Here is a 16,584-nt window from a genome sequence, read left to right on the forward strand (position 1 = left end):
CGATGAGTTTGAATCCGCGAGACATCGTGGTGGTCGACGGCGTGCGCACCGCCATGGCCAAGGCCAAGAACGGCGCCTTCCGTCACGTGCGGGCCGAGAACCTGTCCGCCGCCGTCATGCAGGCCCTGTTCGATCGCAATCCCGGCCTGGAGCCCGCCGAGGTCGACGACGTCATCTGGGGCTGCGTCAACCAGACCCTGGAGCAGGCCATGAACATCGCCCGCAACGCGGCGATCATGACCGGCATCCCCCGGACCGTACCTGCCCAGACCGTCAACCGGCTGTGCGGCTCCTCGATGAGCGCCCTGCACATCGCCGCGGCCAACATCCGTGCCGGCATGGGCGACTTCTACGTCATCGGCGGTGTGGAGCACATGGAGCACGTGCCCATGACCCATGGCGTCGACGTCAACCCGGCGACCAGCAAGCATGCCGCCAAGGCGGCCATGATGATGGGGCTGACCGCCGAGCTGCTGGGCAAGATGCACGGCATCTCCCGGGAGGAGCAGGACGCCTTCGGGGTGCGCTCCCATCGTCGCGCCCAGGCCGCCCTGGACAACGGCGGCTTCGACAACGAGATCATCGGCGTCGAGGGCCACGACGCCCGAGGCTTCCGGGTCCGCGTCGCCGGCGACGAGGTGATCCGCGCCGACGCCAGCCTGGAGAGCATGGCCGAGCTCAAGCCGGTCTTCGATCCGCGCGGCGGCACCGTCACCGCCGGGACCTCCTCGGCGCTCTCGGTGGGGGCCAGCGGCATGGCGGTGATGAGCGCCGAGCGCGCCCAGGCACTGGGGCTCGAGCCGATCGCCCGGGTGCTGTCCACCGGCGTGGCCGGCTGCGATGCCTCGATCATGGGCTATGGCCCGGTGCCGGCCTCGCGGAAGGCGCTGAAGACCGCGGGCCTGTCCATCGACGACATCCAGACCGTCGAGCTCAACGAGGCCTTCGCCGCCCAGTCGCTGCCGGTGCTCAAGGATCTGGGCCTGCGCGACCGAATGGACGAGGCGGTCAACCTCCACGGCGGGGCCATCGCCCTGGGCCATCCGCTGGGCTGCTCCGGCGCGCGCATCTCCACGACCCTGCTCAACGTGATGCGGGAGCAGGACACCACCCTGGGCCTGGCGACCATGTGCATCGGCATGGGCCAGGGCGTGGCCACGGTGTTCGAGCGGCTCAATTAAGGCCGATTCCCCGTGCCAGGCCATCGACGCCGGCGGCCACGAGGGCCGCCGGCGTCGTCGTGTCAGAGGGTCGGGTCCGCGGGTGCCGGTGGCGTCGCCGGCTCGGGCGGAACGGGAGGCTCGGCGGTGAGCCAGCCCCGTTGCCGGTAGTAGCGCCTGGCGCCCTCGTGCAGCGGCGCCGAAAGCCCTTCGCTCATCATCCGCGCGGGGCTGAGATCGCTGTAGGCCGGATGGCGGGACTTGAAGGCGTCCAGGTCGTCGAAGACCGCGGCCACGATGGCGTAGATGGCATCCGGCGGGGTCTGCTCCGAGGCGACCAGGGTAGCGCGCACCCCGAAGGTGGTCACCGCCGGCTGGTCGGCGGTATAGAGCCCGGCGGGGATGGTGGCATGGGCGAGGTAGGGCGTCTCGGCCACCAGCCGGTCCACCCCTGGGCCGGTGACGTCGACCAGCTTGGCGTCGCACAGCCGCACCGCCTGCTGGATGGAGGGGTTGGGATGGCCCACCGTATAGACCATGGCGTCGATGTTGCCGTGACACAGCGCCAGGGACTGCTGGTCGGCGGGCAGCGCATGGGCCGGGCGGAAGTCGTCCAGGGTCCAGCCCCAGGCCTCGAGCAGCGTCATCATGGTGCCGCGCTGGCCGGAACCGGGATTGCCCACGTTCACCGCATGGCCCTTGAGGTCGGCGAAGCCCCCGATGCCGCTGTCGCGGCGCGCCACCAGGGTGAAGGGCTCCCCATGCAGCGAGAACACCGCGCGCAGCTCGGGGTCCGGCCCGACCGCGGCGAAGCCCTCGGTGCCGGTCACGGCCTGATACTGGAGGTCCGACTGGGCCAGGTCGGCGGTCACCTCGCCGTTGCGCACTGCCTCGAGGTTGGCGGCGGAGCCGCCGCTGGGGCGGGCCTCGCAGGGGACATCGAGCAGGCGGCAGAGGGTGCGGCCGGTGGCGTGATAGACCCCGGCGGGGCTCGCGGTGGCGATGACGATGCCGGGTTCGGCGGCCAGGCCGGCCCCCGGCAGGAGCAGGGCGGCGACCAGGGCCAGGCGAGTGCCGAGCAGGCGGCAAGGCGAAAGCCTGGGGCGCCGTGGCGGCGTCTCTTGGGTATGCATGGCGCACCTCCTGAGGACTCGCCACCCCTCGTCGAGGTCGACTTCGGGGGATGAGTCTCAGCATAGTCGCCGCCCTCAGAGGATGCCGCCGTCCAGGCCCGCGGCCAGGTAGAGCCCCAGTTCCTCCACCCGGTCGACGAAGTCGTCCTGCCATTCTCCCCTCAGCAGCACCGGTTCCTGGACCCATTTCCAACGCAGCCCGGTGACGATGCTCTCCACGGCGCGGCGGGTGCCGGTGCCGTCATGGCCGGCGCGGACGTAGAGGGCACAGGGCAGGCCCTGCTTCTCCTCCAGCACGGGATAGTAGCTGCGATCGAAGAAGTCCTTCAGCGCGCCGCTCATGTAGCCCAGGTTCTCGGTGGTGCCGAGCAGGATGGCGTCGCAGGCCAGCACGTCCTCGGGGCCGGCCTCCAGGGGTGGCTTGACCACCACCTCCACGTCCTCGATGTCGGGGTGGCGGGCGCCGCGCTCGGCGGCGTCGCGCAGCCTCAGGGTGTTGGGGGAGGGCGCATGGGCCACGATCAACAGTCGCTTCATGTCGGCCTGCCGGGTTGAAGGATGCGAATCCGGCCATCATGCCATGGGGAAACGCCGTTGACAGGCTTGACGGCGTCGCCGACGCTGAAATCGGCATCCATGCTTCACATCAAGGAGGAAGATACCCATGGCCTTCGCCTTTTCGAAGCTGCAGGTGACAAGCTCCGCCTTCGAGAATCGCCAGGAGATTCCCATCAAGTACACCGGGGAGGGAGACGATCTCTCGCCGCCCCTGGAGTGGGCGAATCCCCCGGAGGGCACCAAGGGGTACGCGGTGATCTGCCATGACCCGGATGCGCCCCTGGTGCAGCACGGCAGCTACGGCTTCGTGCACTGGGTCCTCTACAACCTGCCGTCCTCCACCACCTCGCTGAAGGAGGCCACCTCCTCGGGAACGCGGGGACGCAACGACTTCAATCGCAACGGTTACGGCGGTCCCATGCCACCGGAGGGGCACGGCCTTCACCAGTACTACTTCTGGGTGCTGGCCCTGGACAAGCCCACCGCCCTGCCCGAGGGCATTTCCATGGCCGAATTGCTCAAGCAGGTCGAGCCGCACCTGATCGGCATGAATCGGCTGATCGGCACCTACCGGCGCGACTGAGCCGCCATCTCCCCGCGTCCCTGGTCGGGCGCGGGGCCTCAGTCCGGAATGAGTACGCTCGGATCCGGCGCGGCGACATCGTCGTTGCAGGTGACGATGCGCTCCAGTTCCTCGCAGAAGGCGTCCAGGGCCTCGCTGGTGTGTCCCGGGCGGCGATGCAGCTCGATCTCCACCTGTCCCAGGGGCGGGAGACCCTCGTCTTCCCCGACGATGCGACAACCCGCCGGCACGCTGCGCGGGGTCTTCACCGTCATGGCGAGCCCCGCCTGCACCGGCAGGTTGATGCCGGTGGGGGATTGGCTGGCGTAGCGGACCTCCCAGCGGCGCTCTTCCTTGCCCAGGGCCGAGAGCGCGTGGGCGCGGAAGATGCAGCCCTCGGGGTTGAGGGCCAGGGGCAGGACGTCGTCCCAGCCGTCGAGACGGCAGTCCTCGGCGACCACCCACACCATGGGCTCCCAGCCCAGCAGCTGTCCCGACTGGGTCGGGGTATGACGCACCGACAGCACCACGTCCAGCAGGCCTTCCTGGAACTGCCCCACCAGCGCCGTGCTCATGTCGCAGTTGAGATCCAGTCGGGCATCCGGGAAGCGTCTGGCATAGCGCTCCAGCAGCTCCGGCAGGTAGGCGCTGGCCTGTTCCTCGGAGGTGGCGAAGCGGATCAGCTCGCCGCGCTGCCGGTCGCCCAGCGCCTCACGGGCCTCGTCCTCCAGGACGAGCATGTGACGGGCATAGGGCAACAGGCGCTCGCCGTGCCGGGTCAGCAGGACGCTGCGACTGGTGCGCTCGAACAGCGCCTTGCCCATCTGATCCTCGAGGCGCTTGATCTGCAGGCTGACCGCCGATTGGGTGCGGTGCAGCACCTTGCCCGCGGCACTGAAACCCTGGCACTCGGCGACGGTCACGAAGGCCCTCAGCAGTCCGGTATCCATTGATTAATGAGCCTTTGAAATTGTTTGTATCGCGATGATTCATTTTCATTATGAGACTGCCGGCTCTAAGCTGTCCAGCGTGTATTCGGAACCGGAGCAATTCATGTCTGTGGACACCTCGGTCAACGCCAACGACGCTTCCCTCGACGGCCTCATCGACCTGGCCCGCTACCCCCTGAACGACCTCGATGGCGAGGCAGGCCGCGCGCTGATCGACCAGTGCCGCCGCCAGCTCGAGGATGACGGCTGCGTGGTGCTCAAGAACTTCGTCCCCGAGCAGGCCCTGGAGCGTCTCGAGCGCGAAACCGAGCGGCTTTCCCCGGAAGCCCACTATAACCAGACCGAAACCAATCCCTACAACAGCGACGCCGACCCGTCGAAGCCGGCCAGCCACCCGCTGAACCGCTTCGACGACCGGACCAACGGCTTCGTGGCCGGCGATCGCATCGGCAACGACACCATCATCCGTCAGGTCTACCGGAACGCCGACTTCCAGCGTTTCATCGCCACCGTGGTGGGCATGGAGGAGATTCACCAGTACGCCGATCCGCTCGCCGACCTGGTGGTCAACGTGCTGCGCGAGGGCTGCCAGCATCCCTGGCACTACGACACCAACGAGTTCATCGTCACCATGATGACCCGCCAGTCCCACGGCGGCGGCCGCTTCGAGTATGCCCCCGGCATCCGCAGCCCCGAGGGCGAGAACTTCGAGGAGGTCGAGAAGGTCATCGATGGCGACCGCTCGCGGCTCAAGTCCCTGGACCTCCAGCCCGGCGACCTGCAGATCTTCTTCGGTCGCTACTCCCTGCACCGGGTCACCCCGGTCGAAGGCGACAAGGAGCGTCACACCGTGATCTTCGCCTATGCCAAGGAGCCGGGCTTCATCGGCCGCCCCGAGCGCGCCCAGCGCATCTTCGGCCGCATGGCGCCGGTTCACGAGCAGCTGCTGAAGGATGGCATGGAGCGCAGCGACTCCCTGGTCGACTGACGCCCCGGTCCCGGGCGCCGGCCTGGCCGGCGCCGCCTCTGCCCCTCTTACAATCTCAACGACTCCCCCCGAGAGAGACCCGACATGAGCATCGTGGACTTCGAGAAGCTGACCGACAACGAGCCGGACCAGATCCCGGTGATTCCCTCGGCCCCCATGGCCAATGGCGACAGCATTCCCACCGCCTTCGACCCCAGGCAGCTGCGGGCCGGTCGTCTGCAGCGCCTGCGGGCGATGATGGCCGAGCAGGGCTATGCCGCCGTGGTGCTGTTCGACCCCTACAACCAGCGCTACGCCACCGGCTCGCGCAACATGTTCGGCTACTTCCTCCGCAACTCCACGCGCTACATCTACGTGCCGCTGGACGGCCCGGTGATCCTCTTCGAATACCCGGGTAGCGCCCACGTCTCCACCTGGCTCGAGACCATCGACGAATCGCGCACCTCCAAGGTGGTGTGGTCGGCGGTCAACCAGCGTGACAACCTGTCCTCCGATCCCTTCGGCGTCGAGATCGCCGAGCTGGTCGAGGCACATGGCCGCGGCAACAAGAAGGTCGGCCTGGACCGCTGCGCCCTGAACCTGGCGCGCTCGCTCGAGGCGCAGGGCCTCGAGGTCTTCGACTGCATGCAGGACACCCTGCACTGTCGCCGCATCAAGACCCCGGAAGAGATCGCCTGCCTGGCCCAGTCCATGGCCGGCTCCGAGGCCGCCGTCGCCGAGGTCGAGGCCGCCATCAAGCCCGGCGTCACCGAGAACGAGCTGTTCGCCATCATGTACGGCGACGTCATCCGCCAGGGCGGCGAGTTCATCGAGACCCGCCTGCTGTCTTCCGGCCCGCGCACCAACCCCTGGTTCAACGAGGCCAGCGACCGGGTGATCCGCCCCGGGGAGCTGGTGGCCCTGGACACCGACACCATCGGCTGCCACGGCTATTACTCCGACTTCTCGCGCACCTTCCACGTCGGCCCGGGGCGGCCCAGCGACTACCAGAAGAGCCTGTATCGCATGGCCTACGACCAGGTGCACCACAACATGGGCATCCTCAAGCCGGGCATGAGCTACCGCGAGATCGCCGAGCAGGCCTGGAAGATCCCCGAACGCTTCCTGGACCGCCGCTATCCGTCGATCATCCACGGCGTGGGCATGCACGGCGAGACGCCGCTGGTCGCCCACCACATGGACTTCGATCGCTTCTCCAAGGACGGCATCCTGGAGCCCGGCATGGTGGTCTCCGTGGAGAGCTACATCGGCGAGGTCGGCGCCGCCGACGGCGTCAAGCTGGAGGAGGAGGTGCTGGTCACCGACACCGGCATCGAGAAGCTCTCGCGCTACCCCTTCGACGAGGCCCTGCTCGGCAAGGAATTCTGAGAACGCCGCCCGAAGCAGCGCTTTCCCTGATGCAATAGAGAGACCCCATGACAAACGTGACCCATTGGATCGCCGGCGAACGCGTGGCCGGCGAGCGCAGGATCGATGTCTTCAACCCCGCCACCGGCGAGGCCGTTCGCCGGGTGGCCCTGGGCGACGCCGCCACCGTGGACCGGGCCATCGCCGCCGCCCGCGAGGCCCAGCCGGCCTGGCGGGACCTGCCGCCGGCCAAGCGCGCCCAGGTGATGTTCCGCTTCAAGACCCTGCTCGAGCGCGACGCCGACGAGATCTGCCGGCTCGTCGCCGAGGAGCACGGCAAGGTGCTCGAGGACGCCCTGGGCGAGCTCAAGCGCGGCATCGAGAACGTCGAGTACGCCTGCGGCGTGCCCGAGCTGCTCAAGGGCGAGTATTCCCACAACGCCGGCCCGGGCATCGACACCTGGTCCAATCACCAGCCGCTGGGCATCGTCGCCGGCATCACGCCGTTCAACTTCCCGGCCATGGTGCCGCTGTGGATGTATCCGATGGCCATCGCCTGCGGCAATGCCTTCATCCTCAAGCCGTCCGAGCAGGTGCCCTCCGCCGCGATCAAGATGGCCGAGCTGCTCGACCAGGCCGGCCTGCCGCGGGGCATCTTCAACGTGGTCCAGGGTGACCGCGAGGCCGTCGAGGCGCTGATCGACGCCCCGGACGTCAAGGCGCTGTCCTTCGTCGGTTCCACCCCGGTGGCCAAGGCCATCTACCGGCGCGGGGCCGATAACGGCAAGCGCGTCCAGGCCCTGGGCGGCGCCAAGAACCACGCCATCGTGCTGCCCGACGCCGACCTGGACAACGCCGCCAGCACCCTGATCGGGGCCGCCTACGGCAGCGCCGGCGAGCGCTGCATGGCGATCTCGGTGGCGGTCTGCGTGGGCGACGACACCGCCGACGCCCTGGTCGGCAAGCTCGCCGACCAGGCCCGCACCCTGAAGATCGGTCCGGGCACCGAGCCGGGTCTGGACATGGGCGCCCTGGTCAACGCCGCGCATCGGGACAAGGTCGCTGGCTACATCGCCCAGGGCGAGCAGGCCGGGGCCGAGCTGGTCGTCGACGGCCGCGAGCACCCGCTGGTCGAGGGCTCTCCTGGTTACTTCCTGGGCGCCACCCTGTTCGACCGGGTGACCCCGGAGATGGGCATCTACCGCGACGAGATCTTCGGCCCGGTGCTGTGCGTGGTGCGCGTCGAGACCTTCGAGGAGGCCATCGCGCTGATCAACGCTCACCAGTACGGCAACGGCACCTGCGTCTTCACCCGGGACGGCGAGGCCGGCCGCCGCTTCAGTGATGCCATCGAGGTGGGCATGGTGGGCATCAACGTGCCGCTGCCGGTGCCGGTGGCCTTCCACAGCTTCGGCGGCTGGAAGGAATCGCTGTTCGGCGACCTGCACGCCTACGGCCCCGATGCGGTGCGCTTCTATACTCGCCGCAAGGCCGTGTCCCAGCGTTGGCCGCAGCGCTCCCAGCAGGAGATCGCCCAGTTCAACTTCCCGTCAAACTGACCGTGTCGAACTGACCGTGCCTCCCTGTCGGCCCGCCCGGGCCGGCACCCCCTGACGCCCCCGCGCCCGTCGGCCCGGGGGCGGCGTCGTTCCGGGCCGGGATCGGATGTCGGAAAAGTGTCCCGAGGTGGCGTCTTCCTGCCGCTCGGGGGGAGGGGGACCATGGTTTGATGTGCCGCACATTCTTGCCCGGTCGACCTCTCCCATGATCGCTCGACTCGCCCCTGACGACCGCCAGGCCGACGTCCCCTACCTGCGCTTCCTCGAGGCCCTGCGCGATGCCGGCTTCGAGGGCGACATCGCCCCGGACTACGCCAACCGCACGGTGCTCGCCACCGACAACTCGATCTACCAGCGCCTGCCCCAGGCGGTGCTCTACCCCCGCGGCGCCGACGACCTGGCGCGCATCGCCCGCCTGGCCGGGCGCGACGACTTCCGCCGCGTGGTGCTGGCCCCCCGTGGCGGCGGCACCGGCACCAACGGCCAGTCGCTCACCGACGGCCTGGTGGTCGACGTCTCCCGGCACATGAACGCCATCCTCGACATCGACGTCGCGGCCCGCCGGGTCCGCGTCCAGGCCGGCGTGGTCAAGGACCAGCTCAACGCCGCCTTGAAGCCCCATGGGCTCTTCTTCGCCCCGGAGCTCTCCACCTCCAACCGGGCGACGATCGGCGGCATGATCGCCACCGACGCCAGCGGCCAGGGCAGCTGCGAGTACGGCAAGACCCGCGATCACGTCCTCGAGCTCGACAGCGTGCTGCTCGGCGGCGAGCGCCTCACCACCCGGCCGGTGGACGAGGCCGAGCTCGACGCCCTGTGCGAGCGCGACGACGCCGTGGGCCGGGTGCATCGCACGGCCCGGGGCATCATCGACGCCGAGCGCGAGCGCATCCGCGAGACCTTCCCGCCGCTCAACCGCTGCCTGACCGGCTACGATCTTGCCCATCTGCGTACCGAGGACGGCCGGTTCGACCTCAACAGCGTGCTGTGCGGCGCCGAGGGCTCGCTGGCCTTCACCAACGAGGCAGTGCTCAACGTGCTGCCGATCCCCGGCCATTCGACCCTGGTCAACGTGCGCTATGCGGGCTTCATGGATGCCCTGCGCGACGCCAAGGCGCTGATGGGAAGCAGCGCCGCCCCGACCTCCATCGAGACGGTGGACGACAAGGTGCTGGGCCTGGCGCAGCAGGACTTCGTGTGGGACAGCGTCGCCGAGTTCTTTCCCGACGCGCGGGAGGAAGACGACCCAGTCCGAGCCGAGCGGGATGATGGGCTAGGCGCGCGGCGCGCCGACGACGAGACATACCGAGGGGGTAGGCGAGTCGGCGAGCACCGCGCAACAACGCCCAGCGCCCGCGCAGGCCGGACGAGCCGATGCCAGGGCATCAACCTGGTGGAATTCAACGACGACGACCCCGAGCGCCTGGCCGAGCGGGTCGCCGCCTTCTGCCGCCACCTGGGGGACGACCGCAGCGTCGACCGCCTGGGCTACACCCTCGCCGAGGGGCGCGAGCAGATCCAGCGCGTCTACGGCATGCGCAAGCGCGCCGTGGGCCTGCTCGGCAACGTCCAGGGCGAGCAGCGCCCGCTGCCCTTCGTCGAGGACACCGCCGTGCCCCCGGAGCACCTGGCCGACTACATCGCCGAGTTCCGCGCCCTGCTCGACGCCCGCGACCTCGACTACGGCATGTTCGGCCACGTCGACGCCGGGGTGCTGCACGTGCGCCCGGCGCTGGACATGAAGGATCCCGCCCAGGCGGCGCTGATCCGCGAGATCTCCGACGAGGTCGCCGCGCTCACCCGCCAGTACGGCGGCCTGCTGTGGGGCGAGCATGGCAAGGGCGTGCGCTCCGAGTACGCCCCGGCCTTCTTCGGCCCGCTCTACCCCAGCCTGCGCCGGCTCAAGGCCGCCTTCGACCCCCACAACCAGCTCAATCCCGGCAAGATCGCCACCCCGCTCTCCAGCCCGCCCGAAGACGCGGGCAGGACTCCCTCGGCCGAACATGACGCCCAGGCCAACCCGTCCAGTCCGGAAGGGGGCGAAGACGAGCAGGCCGTCAAGTGGGTCGATCCGGGCCTGCTGGCCATCGACGACGTGCCCACCCGCGGCGAGCATGACCGCCAGATCGACGAGCGGGTCTGGCAGGCCCACGGCGATGCCGTCTACTGCAACGGCAACGGCGCCTGCTACAACTACGACCCGGACGACGCCATGTGCCCGTCCTGGAAGGCCACCCGCCAGCGCATCCACTCGCCCAAGGGCCGCGCCAGCCTGATGCGCGAGTGGCTGCGCCTGCAGGACCAGGCCGGCGTCGACGTGGTCGAGGTCGCCGAGCGGGCGCGGACCGCCGGCGTCTGGGGCGCGGTCAAGGCCTTCCCCGGCAAGCTGCGCCACACCCTGGCCCGGCGCCGCGGCGAGGCCGACTTCTCCCACGAGGTCTATGACGCCATGGCCGGCTGCCTGGCCTGCAAGTCCTGCGCCGGCCAGTGCCCGGTGAAGGTCAACGTGCCAGCCTTCCGCTCGCAGTTCCTGGAGGTCTACCACGGCCGCTACCTGCGCCCGGTGCGCGACTACCTGATCGGCGGGCTGGAGTTCCTGGTGCCGACGCTCTCGCGCGTCGCCCCGCTGTACAACGCCGCCCTGGCCAACCGCTGGGTGGACCGCCTGCTGGCCGGGCCCGTGGGCATGGTCGACAGCCCCCGGCTGTCCCGGGCGCGCCTCGACAAGCAGCTCGCCGCCTGGGGCGTGAGTGAGGCCACGCCGACGACGCTGGGCCGGCTCACCGCGGCCCAGAAGGCCAACAGCGTGGTGCTGGTGCAGGACGCCTTCACCAGCCACTTCGAGTCGCGGCTGGTGATGGACGTGGTGGAGCTGCTCGAGCGGCTCGACGTGCGCGTCTTCGTCGCCCCCTTCGCGCCCAACGGCAAGCCGCTGCACGTGCAGGGCTTCCTCGGCGCCTTCGAGCGCACCGCGGCCAAACAGGCCGAGCGGCTGCGCACGCTGGCCGAGGCCGGGGTGCCGCTGGTCGGCATCGACCCGGCCATGACCCTGACCTACCGCCAGGAGTACGTGAAGGCGCTGGGCGAGGCCGCCGTGCCCGAGGTGAAGCTGCTGCCCGAATGGCTGAGCGAACGGCTGGCCGGGGAGCGCGCCTCGCGGGTGCCCGACGGCGTCCGCCTCGACGATCCCGGCTACCGGCTGCTGGCCCACTGCACCGAGAAGACCAATGCCCCGGGCACGCCCAGGGCCTGGCAGCGGATATTCGCCGCCTTCGGCCTGGAGCTCGAGGTGGTGGCCACCGGCTGCTGCGGGATGTCCGGGACCTACGGCCACGAGGCGCGCAACCTGGCGACCTCGAAGGCCATCTACGCCCAGTCCTGGCAGCCGCGGGTGGAGGATCCCGCCAACGCCGGCCGGCTGCTGGCCACCGGCTACTCCTGCCGCAGCCAGGCCAGACGGCTGTCGGACGCTGCCCTGCCGCACCCCCTGCAGGGCCTGCTGGAAGTCCTGAGGCGAGCCGGCTGATCAGGCGCGGACCTTGCGACGCTCCCGGGGCGAGATGCCGTATGCCTTGCGATAGCACTTGCTGAAATGGGAGGTGGAAGAGAATCCGGTCGCGGTGGCGATGTTGATGATGTCCAGCGAGGTCTTGCGCAGCAGGCTGTCGCCATGTTCCAGGCGCATGTTGAGGTAATAGCTTGCCGGGGTGACGCCGAAGTGCTCCTTGAAGAGTCGCTGCAACTGGCGGTGGGAAATGCCGACGAGATCGGCGATCTGTTCGCAGTTGATGGTGTCCTCGATATGGGAATGCATCACATGGATGGCGGAGGAAAGGGCGGGGTTGTGGACCCCGAGACGTTCCTCCAGTGACATGCGCTGCTTGTCGTGAGCGGGGCGAATGTCCGGGTGAATGCACTGGTCGGCGATGTGCTTGGCCAGCACGCTACCCTGTTGTCGATCGATCAGCGAAAGCATCATGTCGAGGCCCGCCGTTCCCCCCGAGCAGGTCAGGATGTTTTCCTCGATCTCGAACAGCTCGTTGGTCACCAGAAGGTCGGGATGTTCCTCCTGGAGGCTCGCCTGATCCTCCCAATGAATGGTGCAACGCTTGTGACGCAGGACGCCGGCTCGGGCCAGCAGGATGCTGCCGGTGGAGGTCGAGCCCAGCAGGCGCCGGCTGCGCCCCACCTCCCGCAGCCACTTGAACAGTCTCGCGCTGGCGATGAGGTTGGTGCCGGTACCGGCCACCAGGATGACGGCATCCAGCGACCGCCAGTCGTCGAGGCGGAGGGTGGGCGTGAAGGGGATGCCGTTGCTGGCCTCCACCACCTCGTCGTCGAGGCTGACCAGCTCCCATCGATACAGGCGTCGGCCACTCAGTCGGTTGGCGATCCGCAAGGGCTCGATGACCGAGCTGAACGAGAGCATGGCGAAGTTGGGGAAGAGCAGAAAGCCGACGGTGAAGGGCGAGTCCTCGTGGCCGGAGGGTGTCATGATCGTTGTCTTTTGTGTCGCATGGATGTTCTTAACGATGCGAGGCTTGTCGCAAGATGTCAATGCCGATAAGGGCAGCGCCAACAGTCAGTCCCTGGAGAAGATCATGCAGTCAGAGAGCGTTTCAATCATCAGCGATGGCCTCAAACTCGACGGTTCCTATTACTGGGAAGAGGGTGTCGTTCAGGACGAGGCTCCCATCGTCATCGTGTGCTCGGGTTTCACCGGCTTGAAGCATATTCATCCCGAGCGTTTCGCTCGTTTCCTGACCAAGCAGGGCTTCCTTTGCTTCGGGTTCGACTACCGTGGTTTCGGCGAAAGCGAAGGAAAGCGTGGCAAGGTGCTGCTGGAAGAGCAGGTCCGGGATATCGCCAATGTCGTGGCCTATGTCCGGGCGCGAGCCGACGAGGAAGGCCGCAAGCTGGTGCTGGCCGGTTGGGGCATGGCCGGCGGCCTGGTGCTGGATGCCTTCCGTCAGGTCGAGGACCTGGTCGACGCCCTGATCAGCATGAACGGCTTCTTCGATGCGGTGCGCGTGCAGAAGGCCCTGCGCGGCGAGCTCGGCTGGAAGGAATTCCGTCAGTTCCTCAACCAGGAGCGGCTGCGCCTGGCCCAGGGCGGCGAGGCCCAGGCGATCGATCCCTTCCGCATCTACCCGCTGGACCCGATCTCCAAGAGCTATGTGGACGGCGTGCTGTGGAAGACCCCGGGCTACGGCCTGACCTCCGACCTGGACTTCGCGGACTCGCTGATCGCCTTCCGGCCGGAGTCCCACATCGATCAGCGCTTCGCCCGCACCCCGCTGCTGATCGCCCACGGCGGCGAGAACGACCTGCACCCGGTCACCGAGGCCCAGTCGCTGTACGCCACCTACCCGGGGCCCAAGGCCATGTACCTGCTCCCCGAGGGCGGTCATACCGAGTGGATGCTGGACGACGATCCCAAGTTCCAGACCTTCGCCGGCCAGGTGGCCGACTGGTTGAAGGAGACGGCCTGGACGCCGGTCAGCCAGCAGGCCGTGGCCTGACGTCGCCACGACGAACCCGAGCCAGGTGATGCCATGATCCCCTTCTGTGACCCCATGGACCCGGCGCCACGCGCCCCCGGTTTCACCGCCCCTGCGGGGGCGGTGGACTGCCACGCCCACGTCTTCGGCCCGGCGTCCCGCTATCCCTACCAGGCCGCCCGGACCTATACGCCGCCGGAGGCCAGCCTCGATCAGTATCGCCACCTGCATCGCGCCCTGGGCATCGAGCGGGGCGTGCTGGTCCAGCCCAGCGTCTATGGCCTCGACAACTCGGCGACCCGGGACGCGATTCGTGTCCTGCGTGACGAGGGGCAGGACTATCGGGGCATCGCGGTGGTCGACAGTGAGGTGTCCGACGCCGAGCTGGACGCCCTGGCCGCCGACGGCTTCCGGGGCGTGCGACTCAACCTGCTGTTCAAGGGGGGCATCGCCTGGCGTGACGTGGAGTCCCTCGCCGGACGCCTCGCCGACCGCCACTGGCACCTGCAGTTCCTGGTCGACGTGTCCGCCTTCGAGGATCTCGAGGCCCGGGTGGCGCGGCTGCCCGTGCCGGTGGTCGTGGATCACATGGGACACATGGCCTGCGACAAGGGGGTCGACCAGCCCGGCTTCCAGGCGCTGTGCCGGCTGATGGCGCGCGGTGATGCCTGGGTGAAGCTCTCCGGGGCCTATCGCATCACCGGCCAGCGGCAGACCCCCTACGAGGATGTCGTGCCCTTCGCCCGGCGACTGATCGAGGCCAATCCGGAACAGTGCGTCTGGGGGTCCGACTGGCCCCACCCGCATATTCCGGTGCCCATGCCCAACGACGGCCCCCTGCTCGATGCCCTCGCCGACTGGGCGCCCGATCCCGGGCTCCGCAAGAGGATCCTGGTCGACAACCCGGATCGGCTCTACTTCCGGAACTGACGGCGCTCGCTTCGACGAGAGAAAGGCCGCTCGCCCCAGGCGAGCGGCCTCTTTCATGGCGACCTCACCGGTAGCCGGCCATCAGCTCGCGGATCAGCGGGGTGTCGGCATCGCGATGGGTGGGCAGCTCGAAGCGGGCCCTGGCGATGGCGGTGCGCGACAGTGTGGCGGTGATCAGCTGCTCGCGATCCTCGGCCTCGGCGAGCACCTCGCCGCGGGGGCCGAGGATGCGCGAGCCGCCCCAGAAATGGCTGGCCCCCTCCGGGCCGTAGCGGTTGGCCATGATCACCGGGGTGCCGTAGGTCATGGCGTAGAAGCGCACGTTGAGCAGCCAGTTCTGCTCGTTGGAGAAGTCCTCGCTGACGATGCCCGAGGCGGAGTTGATCGGCGCGCAGAGCACCGTGGGGCGGGGCAGCAGGGCGGCATGGACCAGGGCGGGATTCCAGAGGTCGGCGCAGATCAGCTGGGTGGCCGACCACCCGGGGCGCACCTGGGCGAGGGTCAGCTCGCTGCCGTGGCTGAACCACTTGCCTTCCTCGAGGCCGCCGTAGGTGGGCAGGTTGAGCTTGCGGTGGACGGCCACGATGGCGCCGTCCTGGAGGATGGCCAGGGCGTTGTAGTACTCGCCGGGGCTGGCCTCCTCGACGAAGCCCACCACCGCCTGCATGGCGCCGCAGGCCTCGGCCAGCCGGGCGAGGCGCGGGTCCTCGACGGGCATGGCCACCTGCATGATGCCGGCCGCCAGGCCGTAGCCGGTCAGCGAGAGTTCGGGGAAGACCAGCAGCTCGACGCCGCGGGAGGCGGCCTCCTCGATGACCGCGAGATGGCGCTCGAGGTTGGCATCCACCTGGCCGAGGTCGGCGTTGACCTGGGCGGCGGCGACGTGAAGCGAATCCTGGTAGTGCATGAAAGGGCTCCACTCAAGGGGCGAAACGGCGAAAAGGCCGCATGACGCGGCCTTTTCGAGTCGGGGGGAGAGGCCTTAGATCAGGTCGTGGTCGCTCAGGAAGGCCCGGGCCACGTCCTCGATGGTCTCGCGCGCCACGTCGACCCGGGCGTTGAGGGTGGCCATGGTCTGGTCGTCGAGCAGGGCGGACAGGGCGTTCATCTGCTCGGCGAGCTCGGGGTTGGCCTCCAGGGTCTCCTCGCGCACCACCGGGGTCAGGGCGTAGGCCGGGAAGAAGGCCTGGTCGTCCTCCAGGACCTGGAAGTCGAAGGCCGGGATGCGGCCGTCGGTGGCGAACACCAGGCCCACGTCGACCTGGCCGTCGCGCAGCGCCTGGTAGACCAGGCCGGAGTCCATGCGCTTGATGTCGCCGCGCCCGACCCGGAAGTCATAGGCCTGCTGCAGCGGGCGCCAGCCGTCCTCGCGGGCGTAGAACTCGGCGTTCATGGCGAAGGTCAGCGCCTCGTCGCCGTCGTTCACCGCCTGGGCCAGCCTGGAGAGGCTGTCGATGCCGGTCTCCGCGACGCTCTCCTGGCGCATGGCCAGGGCATAGGTGTTGTTGGCGGCGGAGGGCTCCAGCCACACCAGGCCCTTCTCGGCGTCCAGTGCCTTGACGCGCTGGTAGGTCTCCTCCGGGGACAGCGACTCGGTGACGTCGTTGTAGTTGATCAGCGAGGTGCCGGTGTACTCCCAGTAGAGGTCGAGCTGGCCGTTCTCCTGGGCCTGGCGCAGCACGGCGGAGCCCATGCCGGCGCGCTTCTCGACGTCGTAGCCGAGGGCGTCCAGGTACTGGGCGGTCATGCTGGCGAGTATCTGCTGCTCGGTGAAGTTCTTGCCGCCGACCACGATCTCGTCGGCCTGGGCGGTGGCCAGGGAGCCGGCCAGGGTCAGGCCGGACAGCAGGGCGATCAGTCGTTTCATGGCGTTGCTCCTCGTTGTGATGGTGGAGT

Annotated in this window: 14 protein-coding genes; 8 read left to right on the forward strand and 6 right to left on the reverse strand. The window is 68.8% G+C overall.

Features of this window, described 5'->3' with window-relative positions:
* Nucleotides 1-2 precede the first annotated feature (2 nt).
* On the forward strand, nt 3-1,181 hold the full coding sequence (fadA, locus tag BEI_RS04635) for an acetyl-CoA C-acyltransferase FadA (protein ID WP_097788416.1): 1,179 nt from the start codon (nt 3-5) through the stop codon (nt 1,179-1,181).
* Nucleotides 1,182-1,243: 62 nt separating this feature from the next.
* Here fadA and BEI_RS04640 read toward each other — a convergent pair whose 3' ends face one another.
* Together BEI_RS04640 and BEI_RS04645 are read right to left on the reverse strand one after the other, a co-directional pair.
* Nucleotides 1,244-2,293 carry a TAXI family TRAP transporter solute-binding subunit gene (locus BEI_RS04640; RefSeq protein ID WP_097788417.1) on the reverse strand — a complete coding sequence of 350 codons (1,050 nt, stop codon included), beginning with the start codon at nt 2,291-2,293 and terminating at the stop codon, nt 1,244-1,246.
* A 75-nt stretch (nt 2,294-2,368) separates the two neighbouring features.
* Nucleotides 2,369-2,830 (reverse strand): flavodoxin family protein, encoded by a 462-nt coding sequence (locus BEI_RS04645; RefSeq protein WP_097788418.1) that lies wholly within the window; start codon nt 2,828-2,830, stop codon nt 2,369-2,371.
* A 127-nt stretch (nt 2,831-2,957) separates the two neighbouring features.
* On the opposite strand from BEI_RS04645, the gene BEI_RS04650 reads away from it, so the two are divergent.
* Nucleotides 2,958-3,434: a YbhB/YbcL family Raf kinase inhibitor-like protein gene (locus tag BEI_RS04650; RefSeq protein ID WP_097788419.1), complete on the forward strand. Its 477-nt coding sequence runs from the start codon at nt 2,958-2,960 to the stop codon at nt 3,432-3,434.
* Between the two features lie 38 nt (nt 3,435-3,472).
* On the opposite strand, the gene BEI_RS04655 is transcribed toward BEI_RS04650, so the two are convergent.
* Nucleotides 3,473-4,363, reverse strand: a complete 891-nt coding sequence (locus BEI_RS04655; RefSeq protein ID WP_097788420.1) for a LysR family transcriptional regulator — start codon at nt 4,361-4,363, stop codon at nt 3,473-3,475.
* Nucleotides 4,364-4,466: 103 nt separating this feature from the next.
* Between BEI_RS04655 and BEI_RS04660 the strand changes: the two genes are divergently transcribed.
* The 4 genes from BEI_RS04660 to BEI_RS04675 all read left to right on the forward strand — a co-directional run bounded on the left by BEI_RS04660 (nt 4,467) and on the right by BEI_RS04675 (nt 11,783).
* Nucleotides 4,467-5,351, forward strand: coding sequence for a HalD/BesD family halogenase (locus BEI_RS04660; protein WP_097788421.1), 885 nt, complete (start codon nt 4,467-4,469; stop codon nt 5,349-5,351).
* Between the two features lie 84 nt (nt 5,352-5,435).
* Nucleotides 5,436-6,719, forward strand: a complete 1,284-nt coding sequence (locus BEI_RS04665; protein WP_097788422.1) for a M24 family metallopeptidase — start codon at nt 5,436-5,438, stop codon at nt 6,717-6,719.
* Nucleotides 6,720-6,766: 47 nt separating this feature from the next.
* Nucleotides 6,767-8,257 carry a CoA-acylating methylmalonate-semialdehyde dehydrogenase gene (locus BEI_RS04670; RefSeq protein WP_097788423.1) on the forward strand — a complete coding sequence of 497 codons (1,491 nt, stop codon included), beginning with the start codon at nt 6,767-6,769 and terminating at the stop codon, nt 8,255-8,257.
* Nucleotides 8,258-8,462: 205 nt separating this feature from the next.
* Nucleotides 8,463-11,783 carry an FAD-binding and (Fe-S)-binding domain-containing protein gene (locus BEI_RS04675; RefSeq protein WP_097788424.1) on the forward strand — a complete coding sequence of 1,107 codons (3,321 nt, stop codon included), beginning with the start codon at nt 8,463-8,465 and terminating at the stop codon, nt 11,781-11,783.
* Here BEI_RS04675 and BEI_RS04680 read toward each other — a convergent pair whose 3' ends face one another.
* Nucleotides 11,784-12,752, reverse strand: a complete 969-nt coding sequence (locus BEI_RS04680; protein WP_097788425.1) for a GlxA family transcriptional regulator — start codon at nt 12,750-12,752, stop codon at nt 11,784-11,786.
* A gap of 106 nt (nt 12,753-12,858) precedes the next feature.
* Here BEI_RS04680 and BEI_RS04685 point away from each other — a divergent pair, with 106 nt between their 5' ends.
* Both BEI_RS04685 and BEI_RS04690 read left to right on the forward strand, forming a co-directional pair.
* Nucleotides 12,859-13,779 carry an alpha/beta hydrolase gene (locus tag BEI_RS04685; RefSeq protein WP_097790995.1) on the forward strand — a complete coding sequence of 307 codons (921 nt, stop codon included), beginning with the start codon at nt 12,859-12,861 and terminating at the stop codon, nt 13,777-13,779.
* A gap of 33 nt (nt 13,780-13,812) precedes the next feature.
* Nucleotides 13,813-14,688: an amidohydrolase family protein gene (locus tag BEI_RS04690; RefSeq protein ID WP_227644572.1), complete on the forward strand. Its 876-nt coding sequence runs from the start codon at nt 13,813-13,815 to the stop codon at nt 14,686-14,688.
* A gap of 64 nt (nt 14,689-14,752) precedes the next feature.
* Here BEI_RS04690 and BEI_RS04695 read toward each other — a convergent pair whose 3' ends face one another.
* Nucleotides 14,753-15,595, reverse strand: a complete 843-nt coding sequence (locus tag BEI_RS04695) for a nitrilase-related carbon-nitrogen hydrolase (protein ID WP_097788426.1) — start codon at nt 15,593-15,595, stop codon at nt 14,753-14,755.
* A 75-nt stretch (nt 15,596-15,670) separates the two neighbouring features.
* Nucleotides 15,671-16,555 carry a glycine betaine ABC transporter substrate-binding protein gene (locus BEI_RS04700; protein WP_097788427.1) on the reverse strand — a complete coding sequence of 295 codons (885 nt, stop codon included), beginning with the start codon at nt 16,553-16,555 and terminating at the stop codon, nt 15,671-15,673.
* Between the last annotated feature and the right edge of the window lie 29 nt (nt 16,556-16,584).

This window comes from Halomonas beimenensis, from assembly GCF_002549795.1.
GTDB lineage: Bacteria > Pseudomonadota > Gammaproteobacteria > Pseudomonadales > Halomonadaceae > Halomonas > Halomonas beimenensis.

What these genes read in the sequence shown, in the direction of transcription:
- fadA (WP_097788416.1), top strand. Translation starts at nt 3, where the DNA reads ATGAGTTTGAATCCGCGAGACATCGTGGTGGTCGACGGCGTGCGCACC.
- BEI_RS04640 (WP_097788417.1), bottom strand. Translation starts at nt 2,293, where the DNA reads ATGCATACCCAAGAGACGCCGCCACGGCGCCCCAGGCTTTCGCCTTGC.
- BEI_RS04645 (WP_097788418.1), bottom strand. Translation starts at nt 2,830, where the DNA reads ATGAAGCGACTGTTGATCGTGGCCCATGCGCCCTCCCCCAACACCCTG.
- BEI_RS04650 (WP_097788419.1), top strand. Translation starts at nt 2,958, where the DNA reads ATGGCCTTCGCCTTTTCGAAGCTGCAGGTGACAAGCTCCGCCTTCGAG.
- BEI_RS04655 (WP_097788420.1), bottom strand. Translation starts at nt 4,363, where the DNA reads ATGGATACCGGACTGCTGAGGGCCTTCGTGACCGTCGCCGAGTGCCAG.
- BEI_RS04660 (WP_097788421.1), top strand. Translation starts at nt 4,467, where the DNA reads ATGTCTGTGGACACCTCGGTCAACGCCAACGACGCTTCCCTCGACGGC.
- BEI_RS04665 (WP_097788422.1), top strand. Translation starts at nt 5,436, where the DNA reads ATGAGCATCGTGGACTTCGAGAAGCTGACCGACAACGAGCCGGACCAG.
- BEI_RS04670 (WP_097788423.1), top strand. Translation starts at nt 6,767, where the DNA reads ATGACAAACGTGACCCATTGGATCGCCGGCGAACGCGTGGCCGGCGAG.
- BEI_RS04675 (WP_097788424.1), top strand. Translation starts at nt 8,463, where the DNA reads ATGATCGCTCGACTCGCCCCTGACGACCGCCAGGCCGACGTCCCCTAC.
- BEI_RS04680 (WP_097788425.1), bottom strand. Translation starts at nt 12,752, where the DNA reads ATGACACCCTCCGGCCACGAGGACTCGCCCTTCACCGTCGGCTTTCTG.
- BEI_RS04685 (WP_097790995.1), top strand. Translation starts at nt 12,859, where the DNA reads ATGCAGTCAGAGAGCGTTTCAATCATCAGCGATGGCCTCAAACTCGAC.
- BEI_RS04690 (WP_227644572.1), top strand. Translation starts at nt 13,813, where the DNA reads ATGATCCCCTTCTGTGACCCCATGGACCCGGCGCCACGCGCCCCCGGT.
- BEI_RS04695 (WP_097788426.1), bottom strand. Translation starts at nt 15,595, where the DNA reads ATGCACTACCAGGATTCGCTTCACGTCGCCGCCGCCCAGGTCAACGCC.
- BEI_RS04700 (WP_097788427.1), bottom strand. Translation starts at nt 16,555, where the DNA reads ATGAAACGACTGATCGCCCTGCTGTCCGGCCTGACCCTGGCCGGCTCC.